This is a genomic window from Chitinophagales bacterium (assembly GCA_041392475.1).
Taxonomy (GTDB): domain Bacteria; phylum Bacteroidota; class Bacteroidia; order Chitinophagales; family UBA2359; genus JAUHXA01.
Genome location: JAWKLZ010000002.1, coordinates 485435 through 501037 on the forward strand (window position 1 = coordinate 485435; position 15603 = coordinate 501037).

The window sequence follows — 15603 nt, forward strand, 5'->3', positions numbered from 1 at the left end:
TGTTTGTGAATTCCATTTTTCAAAATCTAATTTATTGATTAATAGCCAACAATGAACCCAAAACAGCCGCATGATAAATTTTTCAAAGAGACTTTTTCAAGAAAAGAGGTTGCACGAGATTATATAGACCAATTCTTACCTGCTGATATTTCTGAAAACCTTGACTTAAGAACGCTCCAATTATCTGAAACTTCGCATATTGATGAAGAATTACAGGAACATTTATCTGATATTGTTTACTATTGCCGTTGGAAATCGAAGGTGAATGTAAGAGTTAGTTTGTTGTTTGAACACAAAAGTTATCCAGAGAAATATCCTCATTTACAACTACTTCGCTACTTGTCGGGAACTTGGGAATATGATTTGCGAGAACAACAAACTTTGACTGTGACGATTCCTATTATTGTGTATCATGGCAAGAAGAAATGGAACTATAAATCTTTCCCAGCCTATTTCCCGATTTCAAAAATAGGAACAGAAGGCCCACTAACCCGTTATATTCCGAAATTCGATTACCACCTCACCGACTTGACTCATTATACAGATGAGCAGTTATTGGCATTGAAAATGGGATATTTGGTCAATACCTTATTGGCTCTCAAACACAGACGAGAGGATGCCTATATCAAAGCCCATTTTGAACGTTTATTTGTGTATGCAGAACAATATTTGGAAAGTGAAAGAGGTAGAAACTTTTTGGAAATTGTGGTTGTTTATATCCTACAAACCACCGAGCTAAACCGCAAAGAAATAGTAGGTTTGGTTCAAAAATTACCTAAACAATTAAATGATTTGACTATGAGTACTTATGATATGATTCTTTTGGAAGGAGAAAAAAAAGGCAGAAAAGAAGGAAAAATAGAAGCAATCAAAACAACAGTAATCCGAATGATTCGCAAATTTCCAAAATGGTCGAATGAAGAAATTTCAGAATTAACGGGAGCTTCAGTTAATTTTGTAGAGAAGATTCGGAAGGAATTGAAGAAATAATTTCAGTTTTACCTAATTTTGCACCTTATTCACAAAGCCATAAATAACATGAATCCTTCAACTTCAATACCCCCCAACACCGAATTCAACCTCTCCAACGATGCCATTCCTCCTTATTCAATCGTACTTGTAAAACTCTTACAAAGTGTCATTTACGATGAAGACCGCAAGCTTTGGAACTTGTTGATTACCTATCAGCACCAAATCCGCCAATATTTTGCCACCATCGGCGTAGAGTTGCACCTCAATGAGCAAGAAGGATTTGCGTTTTTGAGTCAACCCGAAGAAATCGACACCGAAACCAACAAAACGCCTCGTTTGGTGCGCCGAATGCCCTTGTCCTACGAAGTCACCTTATTGTGTGTCGTATTGCGGGAAGCATTGGAGGAATTTGATGTACGAAACACCGAATCCCGCAAACTATTCATCACCAATCAAGACCTCAAAGAACGCATCGAACTGTTCTTCAAAGACAAAGCCGACAAAGTTCGATTGTTGCAACGTTTTGACACCTATATCAATAGCGTTGTTAGTTTGGGATTTTTGAAGGAAGTGAAGGTGAGAGGTTTTGACGACCAACTGAAAACTTATGAGGTGATGCGGGTCATTAAAGCAAAGGTGAGCAATGAAATTTTGGAGCAAATTCGGGAGAAAATGGAGAAGGGTGTTAAGAAATAACCTATATTCAAGTGAAAAATGTAAGATAGTTTTTTTGCAAATGATGCCGATATTCATTTCGCATTTGAATCAATTCGTCCCTACTACTCCAACAAAATATAAAGGTAAAAACACCAATTTTTGCTCAAGTATTTCCCCAAAATGAGCATCTGAAAAAACAATACCTTTTTCACAATTGGGATAGGTATTCAACAGTAAGTGAAGGCTTTTTAAACGACCAGCAGCACTGTTTTTTACTTCAATCGGGATAACCTTGCCATCTTTCGCAATCAAATAATCCACTTCTGCATTGCTACTTTTGGCATTTCTCGACCAGTAAAACAAATTTTCTTGTCCATTCGCCAACAATTCTTGCCCTACAAATTGCTCGGCAAGCGCCCCCTTGAACAGAGTCAATAGTTGGTTCTTTTGATATTCAACAGCAAGCGACAAGCCACTCAAACGAGCGAGCAATCCAATATCTAACAAAATGGCTTTGAATTTTCTCTCCGAAACACTTGCTGCCAGAGGAAGCCCCGAAGGTGAAGTCGCCCTAACCTTGTGAACAACCCGTGCAGTCGTCAATAGGTCAAATGCTTTTTTGTTGGTAGGACTCGAAAAATCTTCCGATAAACGGGTATATTTAATTTGCTGACCCACATTTCCCACTACCGAAAACAAGACATCGTTCAAACAACGCTTGTCCGAAAAAGGAGCATATTTAGAAAAATCTTGCCGATAAGTTTCAATCAAATCTGTCTGAACCTGTTGGACATCTGCCATTTTTCCAGTGTTGATAAATGCACCCACACATTCGGGCATTCCTCCAATAAAAAAATAACGCTTCAATTCTTCTTGCAACAAATTGTGGATAAATTCGGCTTGTTCTGCAGGTGGACTTTCTACAATTTCAGCAAGGCGTTCTTTCCCCATTGCCTTCAAGAACTCTGCAAAACTCATAGGATGCATATTCATCATTTGCACCCTGCCCACTGGAAAAGGAATGTCCTCTAAGGCAAATTCTAAAAGCGAACCTGCTGCAATGATATGTAAGTCTGGAATTTGTTCATAAAAATAACGAAGAGAGCTGATTGCTTTTGGACAAGCTTGGATTTCATCTATGAAAAGCAAATCTTTCCCTACTTCAATCCGTGTATTGAGAGCAATTTCCAGTTCACTCAAAATTCTGACTGCATCCAAATTTCTCTCAAAAATAGAATGCCAGTCCACTCTTTTTTCCAAATTAACAACATGTAATTGTCCTTCAAAAAATTGTTTCCCAAAAGCACTAATAGACCATGATTTTCCAACTTGTCGAGCACCTCTGACAATCAATGGTTTTCTGTTGTATTGGTTTTTCCAAGCCAATAATTTGGCGGTAATATTTCGTTGCATTTTTTGCTTTTCCACAAAAATACGTAATAGAATTTAGAAATACAAGGCTATTTCTAAACTATTCCTTTAGAAACACAAGGTTTTTTTTGAAGTTTATCTTTGGAAATACAAGGGTGATTTTATGGTAACCAAGTTACTCCGTTAGGAGTACAATATTTGTAGAAAGTCAGCATAAGAGTTACCACAACTCCATTAGGTGTTGAACAACGGCAGTATTTGCTTACTATACTTGTAACCAGTAAATAAATTGGGCGATTACACCTCCACATTCTTATAGCCATCCAAAATATCCTCAAAAATAGCAAACAAACCCTACAAATACCGTATTTTTGCCCCTTTAAAAAATCCAAAACTTCAACAAACCAATGCTTTTCAACAACAACGGCACAAGCAAAAAAAAGCAATCCAGTGGTTTTCGCTTAGATTATGTCGAAATCTTCAATTGGGGAACATTCGATGAGCAGATTTGGCGACTCACTCCAAGCTGCAAAAACTCGCTGCTGACAGGTGCCAATGGTTCTGGAAAAACGACATTGGTAGATGCCATCATCACCCTCCTTGTGCCTCCCTCCAAACGCCACTACAACCAATCTTCAGGCGCAAACAGCAAGCGAGAAAGAGACGAAAGCACCTATACATTAGGGGCTTATGTGACCGTGCAAAACGAAAATGAATTGGGCGCAAAGACGCAATATTTGCGGACTAAAAACGATTTTTCGATTCTCTTGGGCGTATTCTTCAATAGCGATACCCGCCAACATTTCACCTTGGCACAAGTCCGTTGGTTCTCTAACAACTCCTTAAAAAGAGCCTATCTCATCATTCCCAAAGCCTTAACTGTTGAAGACCATTTCACACCTTTGGATACAGCGGGAACTTGGAAGCGGGTATTGAAGAAAAAACACAAGGCAGAAGAATACGACAGCTTCACCAAATACAGCCAAAAATTCTCCAAACTCTTTGGATTGAAGTCCGAAAAAGCATTGACGCTTTTCGCTCAAACGGTGGGAATCAAGGTATTGGGAAATCTCAATGAGTTTATCCGCACCAACATGCTCGAAGAAAGCGACACAGAAACGGAATTTGAAAAACTCTACGCTCACTACGAAAACCTACTCTCTGCCCACAAAGCCATCGAAAAGGCAAAGGAGCAATTGAAGATGTTAACTCCCATCGTACAGGACGGACAGAAATTTCACAAACTGGAGGACAATCTATTGGATTTAAAGGCAATGGAAGATAGTGTTGCGCCTTATTTTGCAGAAGTAAAAGAGAAATTGTACCTCAAAGCAATTGCCCGATTGGAGGGAGACATTCACCGAAAGGCGGCAAAGGTCGAAGAAGTGCGAAAGGAATTGGGCGATTTGGAATTGAAGAAAGAGGAATTGGTGATTGCGAAAGGTAAAAACCGCCTCTATACCCAACTGCAAAACATTGACAAACAGATTCAACTCTTGGGAAATGAGCGCAATAGCCGCCAAATGAAGGCTGACCGCTACAACAAACTCGCCAAAAGCCTCGGCTCAAAAAGCGACCCAACTGAAAAGCAATTTTACAAAATTTTGGACGAAGGCAAAGCCGAAATTGACGAATTGCAGAAAAAAATGGAAGAGTTGCGAGACTTGGAAATTGGCTATCAGGTCAATCTGCAAAACCTACAAAAAGAGTTTGAAGAACTGAAAGAACGTTTTGTTTCGCTGCAAAAACGCTCCAACCGAATCCCGATGACTTCAATAGCGATTCGCCAAAAAATATTGAAAAAACTGAACCTTCGAGAAGCACAATTGCCTTTTGCAGCCGAGCTACTGAAAGTGCCTGAATCGGAAGCAGATTGGGAAAATGTGGTAGAATCTTTGTTGAAACCCATTGGTTTGTCGCTTTTGGTAGAGGAAAAATATTACGATGATGTCACCGATTTTGTGCAGAAAAACGACTTGAAGGGCAAGATTCTGTACGAGAAAGTGAGTGTAGGTTCGGGGGAAATCATGGCTCCAAAGGTGGGAAAAAACAGCATTTTGGCGAAAGTGGAAGTTAAGCAAAACCACATCTTTAGCGATTGGCTGCAATTGTTTCTGCAACAACACTACGATTATGCCTGTACTGCAAAAACAACGGACTTCAAACGAGCTACAAAAGCAGCAACAGTCGAAGGTTTGATTCGCAACGGCTACCAACACCAAAAAGACGACCGTACTGAAAGTATCTCCAAAGAAAACCACATTTTGGGCTGGGACAATCGAGAAACGATTCTGCGGATTCAACGCAAAATGAAGGATTTGGAGAGCGAAATGAAGCAAATACAATCGGTCATTCGTGAAAACAAAAAGGTAGCGTCTGCTCACAACAAAAGGCGTGATTTATTGACTCGTTTTCGTGGCTTTGAGCAGTTTCCCGAAATTGACTGGAAATCGGTGGTGCAAGAGATTGAAAAACAGAAGAAAGAGAAAGAACGATTGTTGAAAAGTTCGGACCAATTGAAGGAATTGGAGCAGCAATTGGAGGAAGTCAAACGAGCCATCAAAGACAAAGAATCGGAGAAAGACCAACTGATTGAAGAAAAGGCAAAGCTCCAAAATACGCTGTCGAATTACGAAGAGGGATTGAAGGAAGCGCAGGAGTTGATTGGAGAATATGAAGACATGAGCTTCAAAAATTACCGCCAAAAATTGAAGTCTTTCATAGGCGAAAAAGCTCCAACGATTTCAACCGTGAACCGCATTGAAGGCAAAGTAAAACGCACTGTGACAGGCGAAAAGGAGAAATTGGAACAGAACCGTTCTAAGAAAGAAGTGGCTTTGACCCGAAGAATGCAGCAGTTTATCAATCCTCCAATGGATGTATTGGAGAAGTACCCAAATTGGACGGCAGATACGGTGAATTTCCGTCCCGATGTGAGTTATTTGAAAGACTATGAGGAACTGTATCAAAAGGTTTTGGATGAAGATTTGCCGCAATACCAAAAACGCTTCAAGGATTGGTTGAACGAGCGTTTGATTTTTGACATTGCCAACTTCAAAACGGCTTTGGAAAACAAGGAATCGGGTATTTTGGATAGCATCGAACAAATCAACGATTCGCTTCGTGGCATTGACTTCAACAGCAATCCGCAAACCTACATAGAGTTGGACATCCAAAAATCACGAGACAATGCGATTCGAGAATTCAAACAGATGCTCCGAGATGCGATGCCCGACCCCGCCAAATTGATTAAGGGCGATGAACAGGAATTGGAGTACAGTTTTCAGAAAATCAAGGTAATTATTGAAGAATTGAGTGCCAATGAATTGTGGCGTAAAAAGGTGACGGATGTCCGCAATTGGCTGGAGTTTGCAGCTATTGAACGCTATCGAGAGGACAATGTGCAGCGTCAATATTATGCTGATTCTCAGGCTTTGTCGGGAGGTGAAAAGGCAAAATTGGCATACACGATTTTGGCTTCTGCAATTGCCTATCAGTTTGGAATTCGACATGAGGACGAACGTCACCGCTCGTTTCGTTTTGCAGTCGTTGATGAGGCATTCAGCAAGGTCGACCCCGAAAATTCGGTCTATGCGATGGAATTGTTCAAGCAGTTGAACCTGCAATTGATGGTCGTGACTCCCTTGGACAAAATCAATTTGGCAGAACCTTATATTCATTCGGTTCATTTTGTGCAGAATAAAAACAAACGCAATTCGGAGGTGTTTGATTTGCCGATGAAGGTGTATTTGGCGGAGAAGGAGCGAATTAGGGGAGCGGAAGAATAGATTTATCCAATCTATTGGTTTTATCAATTTTAGGTTAGATTTTTGCTATATAAAATGCACTGGTGTAAGATTTTATTGCTATTGATGACAAAATTCTTTACATTTGTATAAAATTCTGTAAATGCTTAGGTCAAATTTAAAATATTTGAGAACAAAAAATAAGCGAACTCAAGGTGATATTGCAAAAATATTAGGAGTTAGTCGCATGACCTATGCCAATTATGAAAAAGCAAAATCGGAATTGCCCTCAAACCTTTTGCTAAAAATTGCTCAATACTATAAGGTCACTACTGATACCTTACTGACAAAAGATATTGGTGCGCCACTATTTCGCAAAAGACCCGAAAAAGCGGATAATATATTATCAGATAATATTCGGATATTGCCAATAACAATAGCTCCAAATCAAAAAAACAACATTGAATTTGTCTCTGCTAAGGCAGTTGCAGGGTATGTCTCGGAAATGAGAGAAATAACTTATGTCTCAGAACTACCTCGTTTCTATTTGCCTAATCTACCCGAAGGAAATTATCGTGCTTTTGAGATAGAAGGAGAGTCTATGCCTCCTATTCAAAGTGGTTATATTGTAGTTGGGAGGTTTGTAGAACATGCGAGAGATTTGAAAAATGGGAAGCGTTATATAGTAGCCGTAAGAAATAAAGGGGTAGTTTTTAAAAAGGTAATCAGTGAAATAGATAAAAATAAGTTGCTACTTTTGGCTTCTGATAATTCGGAGTTTATGCCTTATACTGTAAATGCAAAAGACGTTTTAGAGGCATGGGAAATGGTCGCTTTTATTGGATTTCCTGACAAAATTGACATGAATTACATTTTGTTAGACAAATTACACGACATTCAGCAACAAATAGCATTACTAAACGCTGTTAAAGCTTGATAAATATCATGAAAAATAACTTTCTTCATAAACTGGGATATACCACTCAAACTGGGCTTGTTCATAATTTGAATGAGGCTCAAAATAATGTGGAACGCCTATATATTGAGGAAGCCCAAAAATTAGATGTTCCTGCTAATGCTGTCTTTTTTAGGCGTTATTATAGAAAAGAGTCCGACGAACTGCCCTACTTTTCAGTTCCCAGTGTTTGTATTTTCAAGCAAGACGATTCTTTTTTCAATACGCAACCTCATAAAGAATTACATGCGGCTCTTTGGAGTGCTGGAAAAATAGAAATCTATATTATTTATGGTGATACCCGAATTGATATTATTAATGGTAGAAAACCTGCAAAGAGAGTTGGAAAGGATGATGTGACTTTAGAGCATCAAGATTTGATTTTGGCTCAATCTGCGTTAAAAGAGTTTGAAGATACTCGATTTGCAGCACACTTATTCGGAAGCGGTACATTTTGGGAACAATCTGACTTTCAAGAAAAAATTGATAGTAACAGTCAACCTTATGCTTTTCTATTGGATTATTTGATGCAAGTAAGAACGCAGCTTATAGAAATAAAAACGTGGAAACTAAAAGAAGCGACAATAGATAAGTTGTTAATTACCTCTATTTTAATCAAATTCTTGGAGGATATAAAAGACGATGAGGGTAAACATACTCTGAGAAAAATCTATAAAAAATATCGTGTTGCAACTTTTGAGGAAGGGCTTTTAAAGGAAGGGATTTGTTTGAAGATTTTGAGAGATTTATCAAAGGAATTTAACGGCAAAGTTTTCAATACTTTTACAAAACAAGAATTGGTTGAAATTGCTTTGGCTGATTTAACTCCTATTGCTAAATTTTTAAGTGGAAATATTGATATAAGGACAAACCAAGGTTTTCTTTGGAAACAATACAGTTTCAAGCATCTACCTGCCGAAGTCATTAGTGCCATTTATGAAAACTTTATTCAAGCAGAGGCGGAACGAAAAGGAGAGCCCAAAAAAGGAGTTGTTTACACTCCCTTACCCTTGGTTAATTTGTTGATTGACGAGGTAATGCCCTTAGACCAGCCTGAGTTATTTAAAAATAACAGATTTAAAGTTTTAGACCCCGCTTGTGGTTCAGGTGTTTTTTTGGTAGCAGCTTACAAAAGAATGTTGCAATGGTGGACAATTAATAATAATAAATGGAACAAAACAGATGAAATCAAATATCCTACCAAGATAGTAGCCAAGAAAATTTTAGAAGAAAATATTTTTGGGGTTGATATTGAAGAAGTTGCAGCTTTGGTGAGTATTTTTGGATTAACAATTGCTTTTTTAGATAAGCTGACACCAAAAGAGATTTGGGATAATCTAAAGTTTAAAGATTTAAGTGAACGAAATATTCATGGAGTCAACTTTGTGGATTGGGCAAAATTTGCCAAAGAAAAAGAGTTCGATTTAGTCATTGGAAATCCTCCTTTCAACCCTTCAAAAAAAGGAACAATTACAAATGAGGATTTACAAGAATTGTGCGGAAAAAAAGTGCCTGGAAATAAATTGGCTCTTAAATTTTTTGAGGCTGCTTTATTGTTTGGTCAAAAAGTGTGTATGATTATTCCATCGAATGTTTTTTTATACAACAAAAGTGACACTTCACACGAATACCGAAAAGAGGTTTTTACAAAATATACTGTTGAGAAAATTTATGATTTTACACATTTAAGACGTGATTTATTCCATAAAACTGCTGATACACCTGTTATAGCACTTATAGTTGAAAAAGTTCTATCAAAATTTCAAGCTATTGAACACATAGTTGTAAAACGGCAGCTATTAAGTGAAAAGAAAATACGATTTGAAATTGATTATTATGATAAGCATCAAGTACGTTGGAATTGGGCAATTGATGATAAAAAGCAGTTTGTTTGGAAGACGAATTTATTGGGTGGAGGAAGGTTGTTTCATTTGGTTTATCGATTAAGTTTACTGGGGAAATTAGGTGAATTTTTAAACCAAAAGGTAAAAGAAAGAAAATGGGTGTATAATAATGGGTATATAAGTCAATATGGAGATATTTCAAATAATGAACAAGCAAAATTTCTAAATAAAAAACTTAGAATTAAGCCAAGAACTTTTGATGAGTTGGGTAACTATGAAACAGAGTTTATTCCTAAAACAGAGTATTTTTGGAATAAACGGAGTAAAGAATTGTTTGAACCACCACATATTATTTTCCAGTTAGTGTTTAGAAAATCAAAAATTCCAATGGCTTTTGTAAGTGAATATTTATGTTTTAACAGTAGTTTTGTTGGAATATCAGCTCCTGAGAAAGAAAAAAAAGAACTATACAAAATCTATAATAGACTTTTTGAGAATGATATGACCTCTAATCTTTATAGAGCTTTTATTTTAGCCAATAGTTCTAAAGCATTGGTTTATCATGAAACTTCAATTGTTAAAGAAGATATAGACAATCTACCTTATCCCCAAAACGAAGGATATTTAGACCCTTCAAAAGAGGAAGCAATTATTATTAAGGATGTTTTGGAGTTTTACCGTCATCTTGGCAAATCCATCAGTAAAACAGGGGAAATTTTACACACTCCAATTATTCCAAATGAATTAGACGCATTCGGAAAAACTTATTGTGATGCTTTAAATGACATATATGCCGAAGATGGAAATTCATGGCAATCGGGTCAAGTTCTTCAAACCCCAACATTCATAAGTTATCAATTTGGTTTTGGAAAAAATGGTGGTTTGAAAAGGAGAGTTGAAGAAGGTTCTGAATTAGATATAGATATCTTACTCAATAATTTGAATTCCAATCAAGGAATAATTCACAAAAGAATTATCCGCAAATATCAGCATATTGATGGTTATGATTGTGTATTTTTAATTAAACCTAAAAATAGAAGATATTGGCTTCAATCTATTGCATTGCGAGATGCAGATGATACCTTTATGGATTTGAAAAAAGCTGGTTTTTAAAAGTTGAACAATGAATGGAATTGATACATTTCGAGAATTAAAGCCAAATAAGTTAACACAAAGGCTTCTCACTTACATTGGTGATGCCTTTACTTTGTTTACCCAATCAACCGAGTTTGAGAATGTACTCAAAAAGAAGAAGAATGAAAATCAGCACTCAAAGGCTTTTTGTGTATTTATGACTAACCATTGCAAAGCTAAGTATAATTTTCAAGGGGAAAATGCTCAATGGGGAAGTCATACTATTGATATTGGCGTTTATAAAGGAGCAGTTTTGATATTCGTTATTGAAGCTAAATTGCTGCCTACTCCAAAAGGAACTAAACAGCATCCACGTTTTGAGTATGAATATGTTTATGGAAAAGGGTCAGGAATACAAAGGTTTAAAGAGGGGAAACATGGGGTCGACAATGAAGATATTCCATTTTCTGATTGCGGAGTGATTGCTTTTGTTAAAGAAAATGAATTTGATTTTTGGCATAAAAAAGTGAATCAATGGGTTTTGGATGCTGAATGGGAAACCTCAGAGCAACTCCAAATACTCAAAATGGATGATATTGCTGCTTTTCTTTCTGCTCATCTTCGTGAGGATGATTCAAAGGTAAGGTTGCATCATTTTTGGGTCAAAGTTTAATTTCTTCTTTATAAATTATTCCCAAAAATAGGACTACCAAACATTCCCAACCATGCTCACCCCTCAACAAATCCAAAAAAAAGCCCTTCGCCTCTACCCCAATTTCCTCATTGCAGTCATGCAAAACGAGAACATTTTCCCTTTAGAAATAAAGGGCAGCAAAGGAAAGAGTACCATGCCTTTGAGTCAATTGTTTCCTGCGCTGCAAAAGCTGCTGAAGGGCGGCAAAGGAATGTTGGGATATGGTTATACGGTGGAATTGAAGGAGGTCAATACCCGTCATGCGGGCGTTCAGTCTATGCCCAAGAAGATTGAGTTTGAAACACAAGCGGATTATTTGAAATTTTTGAAGAAAGGGCAAGAATTTGTGGAGTTTCAGCAGGTCTATGCTTTTACCCTTCAATCTTTGCCGCAATTGAAGGAATGGCTCTTGGAGAACCCTTTGAAGTTGGTGAAACATCGAGGTGTTTGGGCAGATTTATTGAAGGTCTGCCATTATTTTATGGCGCATCCTCAGCCCAATTTGTACGTCCGTCAATTGCCGATTGCAGTGCATACCAAGTTTATCGAACAGCATCAAGGTATTTTGAAGGATTTGTTGGACGAACTCTTGGAAGATTGGGCGATAAAATACCACACAACGAGGTTTGAAGAACGCTATTATTTGAAGTACGATGAGCCAACGATTCGACTGCGAATTTTGGATGCTGCCATGATGCCCGTTTTTCCCGATTATGTGACAGATGTGAGTTTGACTTTGAGCGAGTTGCAGCAATTGGAGGTGTTTGCTTACCGAGTATTTATTGTCGAAAACAAACAGACTTTTTTAGCTTTTCCAAATGTGCCGAATAGCTTGATTATCTGGGGAAAAGGTTTTGGCGTGGAGTTGCTGAAAGAAGTACTTTGGTTGGAGCAGAAGGATATTTTTTATTGGGGCGATATGGACGTGCAGGGTTTTCAGATGTTGTCGCAATTGCGGGCGTATTTTCCACAAACAGAATCGCTACTGATGGACAAAGCGACTTTTGAGGCGTTTGCTGAATTTGCAGTGACGGGTACGGCATCGAGGGTGAAAAGTTTAGCCAATTTGACCGAAAGCGAACAAGCAGTTTTTGACTTTTTGCAGGAAACGGCAGTGGACAGGCTGGAACAAGAGCGGATTACCCATCGGTATTTATTGGAGCGATTGGAGGAGATTTTGTAGGAAAACAAATTAAATTCATCAACCATTTTATAATCAATAAATTAATGTGCTATCCATTTTCAACCTCCCAACAATACAAAGCCTGACCAAGATTTTGGAGTAGCCATCTCCTCTTTTATCAGCTCCTGTTTGGCGCATTGAAGAGCTTGAGAGTAAGAAAGCTGGTGGTTTACGATTCCTTCAAAAATCAAGTACGTAAGCCGAGAAGCAGACTCGTCATAGACTTTGAATAGCGTGAAAATCACGTTGTTAGACCCTGCATACAGCAATGCCCGATTCATGGCCATCATTCCTTCACTTTTTGACAATTTGCCAATTCCACTTTCACAACTACTTAATACCACCAAATCTGCCTGCAATTGAAGAGAATAGGCATCGGCGATGTAAAATACCGCATCTTGTGTATTGCCATCTTTGGGAACTGAAAAAACAATGCCCGAATACTCGGGATATTTTTTGTTGAAAATGCCATGTGCTGCAATGTGTATGAATTTGCAGTGGGCGATTTGTTGTAGAAAATTGGGAATCGAAGCATCTTCATGAAAATAACCATCAGCCGCAAAGCCTCTGCCCCGAAAAAGTTGTTGCACAGCCTTCACTTCTTCCTCCGTGTGTACCAATTCGTGGTAGATTTTACCATCAATTTTAACCGCACGACTAACACCTACTGATTGATATTCTCGATTAATGCATGTTTGAAGTGTTCCAGCAGGAAGAGATTCTTCCAGCACTTTGGGAGCGGCGGCATAACCCACTTCATTATTGATTTCACCAGCCCCTCGATTTGATGAAATTTTTGATGGGTCGCTTCCATAAACAGGAGCAAAACCTACATAACTGGGCGCAACGTTCTCCTGTCTTTTTTGTAAACTATTGTAAAGCAAGGTTGTAGAATAGTGATAACTAATCGCAAACCGTTGAATCAAATAGGGTAAATTGCTGTAAGAGGCTCTTTTACTGTTGGTCTCTTCAAACAATAAAGCTTCAAAAGGAAGGTAAAAAAGAGACGCATCGGGGATGATATAGAGCTTATTGCAATCATTGGAAATATTGATTTGCAGTTCCTTATGAAGCGGCAAGGGAAAAAGCAGTTGATACAATTGGTGGGCAATTTGAATAAATTTTTGGCGGTGCAGTTGATTAATGGTTTTTACCATTTTTCTCACCATTTTTTCAAAACCCTCTGGCTTCGCAACGATGTAGTATTGTAACGTTTCGGCAGTGATTAGAAAAATATAAATATTTTCTTCGCCTACAAAATACTCCAATACCTTAGCGGATGTGGCATGAGCGTTGTTTTCATTTTCTCGCTGCAATGTTTCCTGCAATTCCTTAACATCCAATACTTCAAATTCATACTTGAGCTGATAATAAGCAGGATATTGTTGCTCCAAATTTTCTATCAAGTCACGGTATTTCTGCTGGTAATCAAACAAATGATTTTGCAGCTTACTCATTCTCAACTCATTTGCCTGTTCTTCAATGGATTGTTCCTGATAAATACTTTTTTCGAGGTTCACGATTTGTTGCCGCAGCTCCTTTTCCTCTATCATCAATGCAGTAGGAATATTGGCGATCCCTTTGGCTTCCAAATCTTTGATGGAAGAAAGCAAAAGGATGGATTTTCCTTTTTCGGCAAGCGTAAAAGCAGCACGAAGATATTGCCAAGATCCCTCCAGACGATGCAATTCCAAAGCTGTTTGTATCGCTCCTTCATAGACAGGCATAAAGCGGTTGATTAAATCGAGTTTGGAGTGTTCGGATTGAAAACTGTGGCGTTTTTGGTCAATCAGTTCGAGTGCTACCTGAAATGTAACCATCGCTCGCCGTAAGTCTTTTTTAGAACGGCTATTTTCTTGATAATATTGAAGTAAGGATACAGCTTTGTTGCTAAAAGCATTTAACAACTCGAAAGTCACCACATAATTTTTTAGGCGAGGATTGTGGTAAATATTGGCGGATTCAAAACCATCTACTAAGCTAATGAGGGCAAACTGAAACTGCTGCAAAGCTTGGACGTGAAAGTTTCTGCGTTGCCAACAATTGCCCAATTGATTGTAGGTGAAAGCGACTTCATGGTGGTGAATGCCGAAGATTTTGAGGAGAATTTCCAGTGCTTTCTGATGGTAGTCAAATTGTCGAAAAAACATCCGCAAATGACCAAAACAAACGCCCATGTTGTTGTAGCAAGCAGCAACGGAAGCATCGTTTCTACCAAACATCTTTTCACGGATTCGGCGAGATTTTTTGTATTCTTCAAGGGCTTCTTCAAACTGTTGGAGGGATTGCAAACAGTAAGCAATGTGAAAGTAGGAATCAGCAAGATGCTGGTGAAATTCACTAAGAAGTTTTTCTCTAATTGTCAGTGCTTTGCGGTGAAATTTTAGGGCTTTATGAAAGTCTTCTTTCATGGCATACGAACGCCCTATACTGTCCAAAACGGATGCCGTAGTAAGGTCTGGAATGTCCAGAGATTGAGTACAAATATTGAGTGCCTTTTGAAGATATATCAGTTGGGTATCGTAGTCACCTTTTACCCCATAAACGCCAGCCATGTTTTGATAACCCTTTGCAGTGAAAGGATTGACATCGCCCCAGTTTTTTTGACTAATATTCAGAGCCTTACGATAGCAAGATAATTCTTTCTCAAACTCACCTTTTTGACCCCATATTCGCCCTATTCGATTGTAACTATCTGCCATTTCGGGAGTATTCTCACCACATAAAACTTGGCGAATATTATAGGCATTTTGATAATAGGAAAGTGCTTGAGAGAAATCGTTTTTTACTTGAAAATAATCTCCCCAGTTATTGAAGTAATCTACTGCTGCTTCTGAATCATTCGCTAATTTTGAAGGAATATGCTGCTTCAATTCTTCTAATTGTTGCTTCGCTTTTTCATATTGCAGTAATTCAAAATGAGATTTAATTAATATATTTTTGATTTGGACAAAATCCTTCCATTGCTGATGATTTTCAAAAACTTTTGCAGCATTTGTAGCAGCTGAAATGCAGTTTTTGTAGTCAGCAGTTTGTAAGTAGTTGATAGCAGATTGTAGTAAATTGTGTGCTTCTATGAGCGTTTCCTTCATTTATCTGACACGAAT

Annotated in this window: 9 protein-coding genes; 7 read left to right on the plus strand and 2 right to left on the minus strand. The window is 38.0% G+C overall.

Features of this window, described 5'->3' with window-relative positions; all coding sequences use genetic code 11:
• Positions 1-51: 51 nt before the first annotated feature.
• Both R3E32_15440 and R3E32_15445 read left to right on the plus strand, forming a co-directional pair.
• The gene (locus R3E32_15440) at positions 52-990 is read left to right on the plus strand and encodes an Rpn family recombination-promoting nuclease/putative transposase (protein MEZ4886128.1); all 939 of its coding nucleotides are present in this window, start codon (positions 52-54) and stop codon (positions 988-990) included.
• A 48-nt stretch (positions 991-1038) separates the two neighbouring features.
• Positions 1039-1668 carry a DUF4194 domain-containing protein gene (locus tag R3E32_15445; GenBank protein ID MEZ4886129.1) on the plus strand — a complete coding sequence of 210 codons (630 nt, stop codon included), beginning with the start codon at positions 1039-1041 and terminating at the stop codon, positions 1666-1668.
• A 69-nt stretch (positions 1669-1737) separates the two neighbouring features.
• Here R3E32_15445 and R3E32_15450 read toward each other — a convergent pair whose 3' ends face one another.
• Positions 1738-3042, minus strand: coding sequence for an ATP-binding protein (locus R3E32_15450; GenBank protein ID MEZ4886130.1), 1305 nt, complete (start codon positions 3040-3042; stop codon positions 1738-1740).
• A 365-nt stretch (positions 3043-3407) separates the two neighbouring features.
• Here R3E32_15450 and R3E32_15455 point away from each other — a divergent pair, with 365 nt between their 5' ends.
• The 5 genes from R3E32_15455 (at position 3408) to R3E32_15475 (ending at position 12496) form a co-directional block, all read left to right on the plus strand.
• Entirely contained in the window at positions 3408-6788 is a 3381-nt protein-coding gene (locus R3E32_15455) for an SbcC/MukB-like Walker B domain-containing protein (protein MEZ4886131.1), read from the plus strand.
• Between the two features lie 145 nt (positions 6789-6933).
• Complete coding sequence (locus R3E32_15460) at positions 6934-7683, plus strand: helix-turn-helix domain-containing protein (GenBank protein MEZ4886132.1); 750 nt, start codon at positions 6934-6936, stop codon at positions 7681-7683.
• 8 nt (positions 7684-7691) lie between these two features.
• Entirely contained in the window at positions 7692-10658 is a 2967-nt protein-coding gene (locus R3E32_15465) for an N-6 DNA methylase (protein ID MEZ4886133.1), read from the plus strand.
• 10 nt (positions 10659-10668) lie between these two features.
• Positions 10669-11292 carry a hypothetical protein gene (locus tag R3E32_15470; GenBank protein ID MEZ4886134.1) on the plus strand — a complete coding sequence of 208 codons (624 nt, stop codon included), beginning with the start codon at positions 10669-10671 and terminating at the stop codon, positions 11290-11292.
• Between the two features lie 52 nt (positions 11293-11344).
• Entirely contained in the window at positions 11345-12496 is a 1152-nt protein-coding gene (locus tag R3E32_15475) for a DUF2220 family protein (protein ID MEZ4886135.1), read from the plus strand.
• Positions 12497-12555: 59 nt separating this feature from the next.
• Here R3E32_15475 and R3E32_15480 read toward each other — a convergent pair whose 3' ends face one another.
• Positions 12556-15588, minus strand: a complete 3033-nt coding sequence (locus R3E32_15480) for a CHAT domain-containing tetratricopeptide repeat protein (GenBank protein MEZ4886136.1) — start codon at positions 15586-15588, stop codon at positions 12556-12558.
• Positions 15589-15603 lie beyond the last annotated feature (15 nt).

Excerpts from the sequence above, each read along its gene's own strand:
- R3E32_15440 (MEZ4886128.1), top strand. The coding sequence starts at position 52 with ATGAACCCAAAACAGCCGCATGATAAATTTTTCAAAGAGACTTTTTCA.
- R3E32_15445 (MEZ4886129.1), top strand. The coding sequence starts at position 1,039 with ATGAATCCTTCAACTTCAATACCCCCCAACACCGAATTCAACCTCTCC.
- R3E32_15450 (MEZ4886130.1), bottom strand. The coding sequence starts at position 3,042 with ATGCAACGAAATATTACCGCCAAATTATTGGCTTGGAAAAACCAATAC.
- R3E32_15455 (MEZ4886131.1), top strand. The coding sequence starts at position 3,408 with ATGCTTTTCAACAACAACGGCACAAGCAAAAAAAAGCAATCCAGTGGT.
- R3E32_15465 (MEZ4886133.1), top strand. The coding sequence starts at position 7,692 with ATGAAAAATAACTTTCTTCATAAACTGGGATATACCACTCAAACTGGG.
- R3E32_15470 (MEZ4886134.1), top strand. The coding sequence starts at position 10,669 with ATGAATGGAATTGATACATTTCGAGAATTAAAGCCAAATAAGTTAACA.
- R3E32_15475 (MEZ4886135.1), top strand. The coding sequence starts at position 11,345 with ATGCTCACCCCTCAACAAATCCAAAAAAAAGCCCTTCGCCTCTACCCC.
- R3E32_15480 (MEZ4886136.1), bottom strand. The coding sequence starts at position 15,588 with ATGAAGGAAACGCTCATAGAAGCACACAATTTACTACAATCTGCTATC.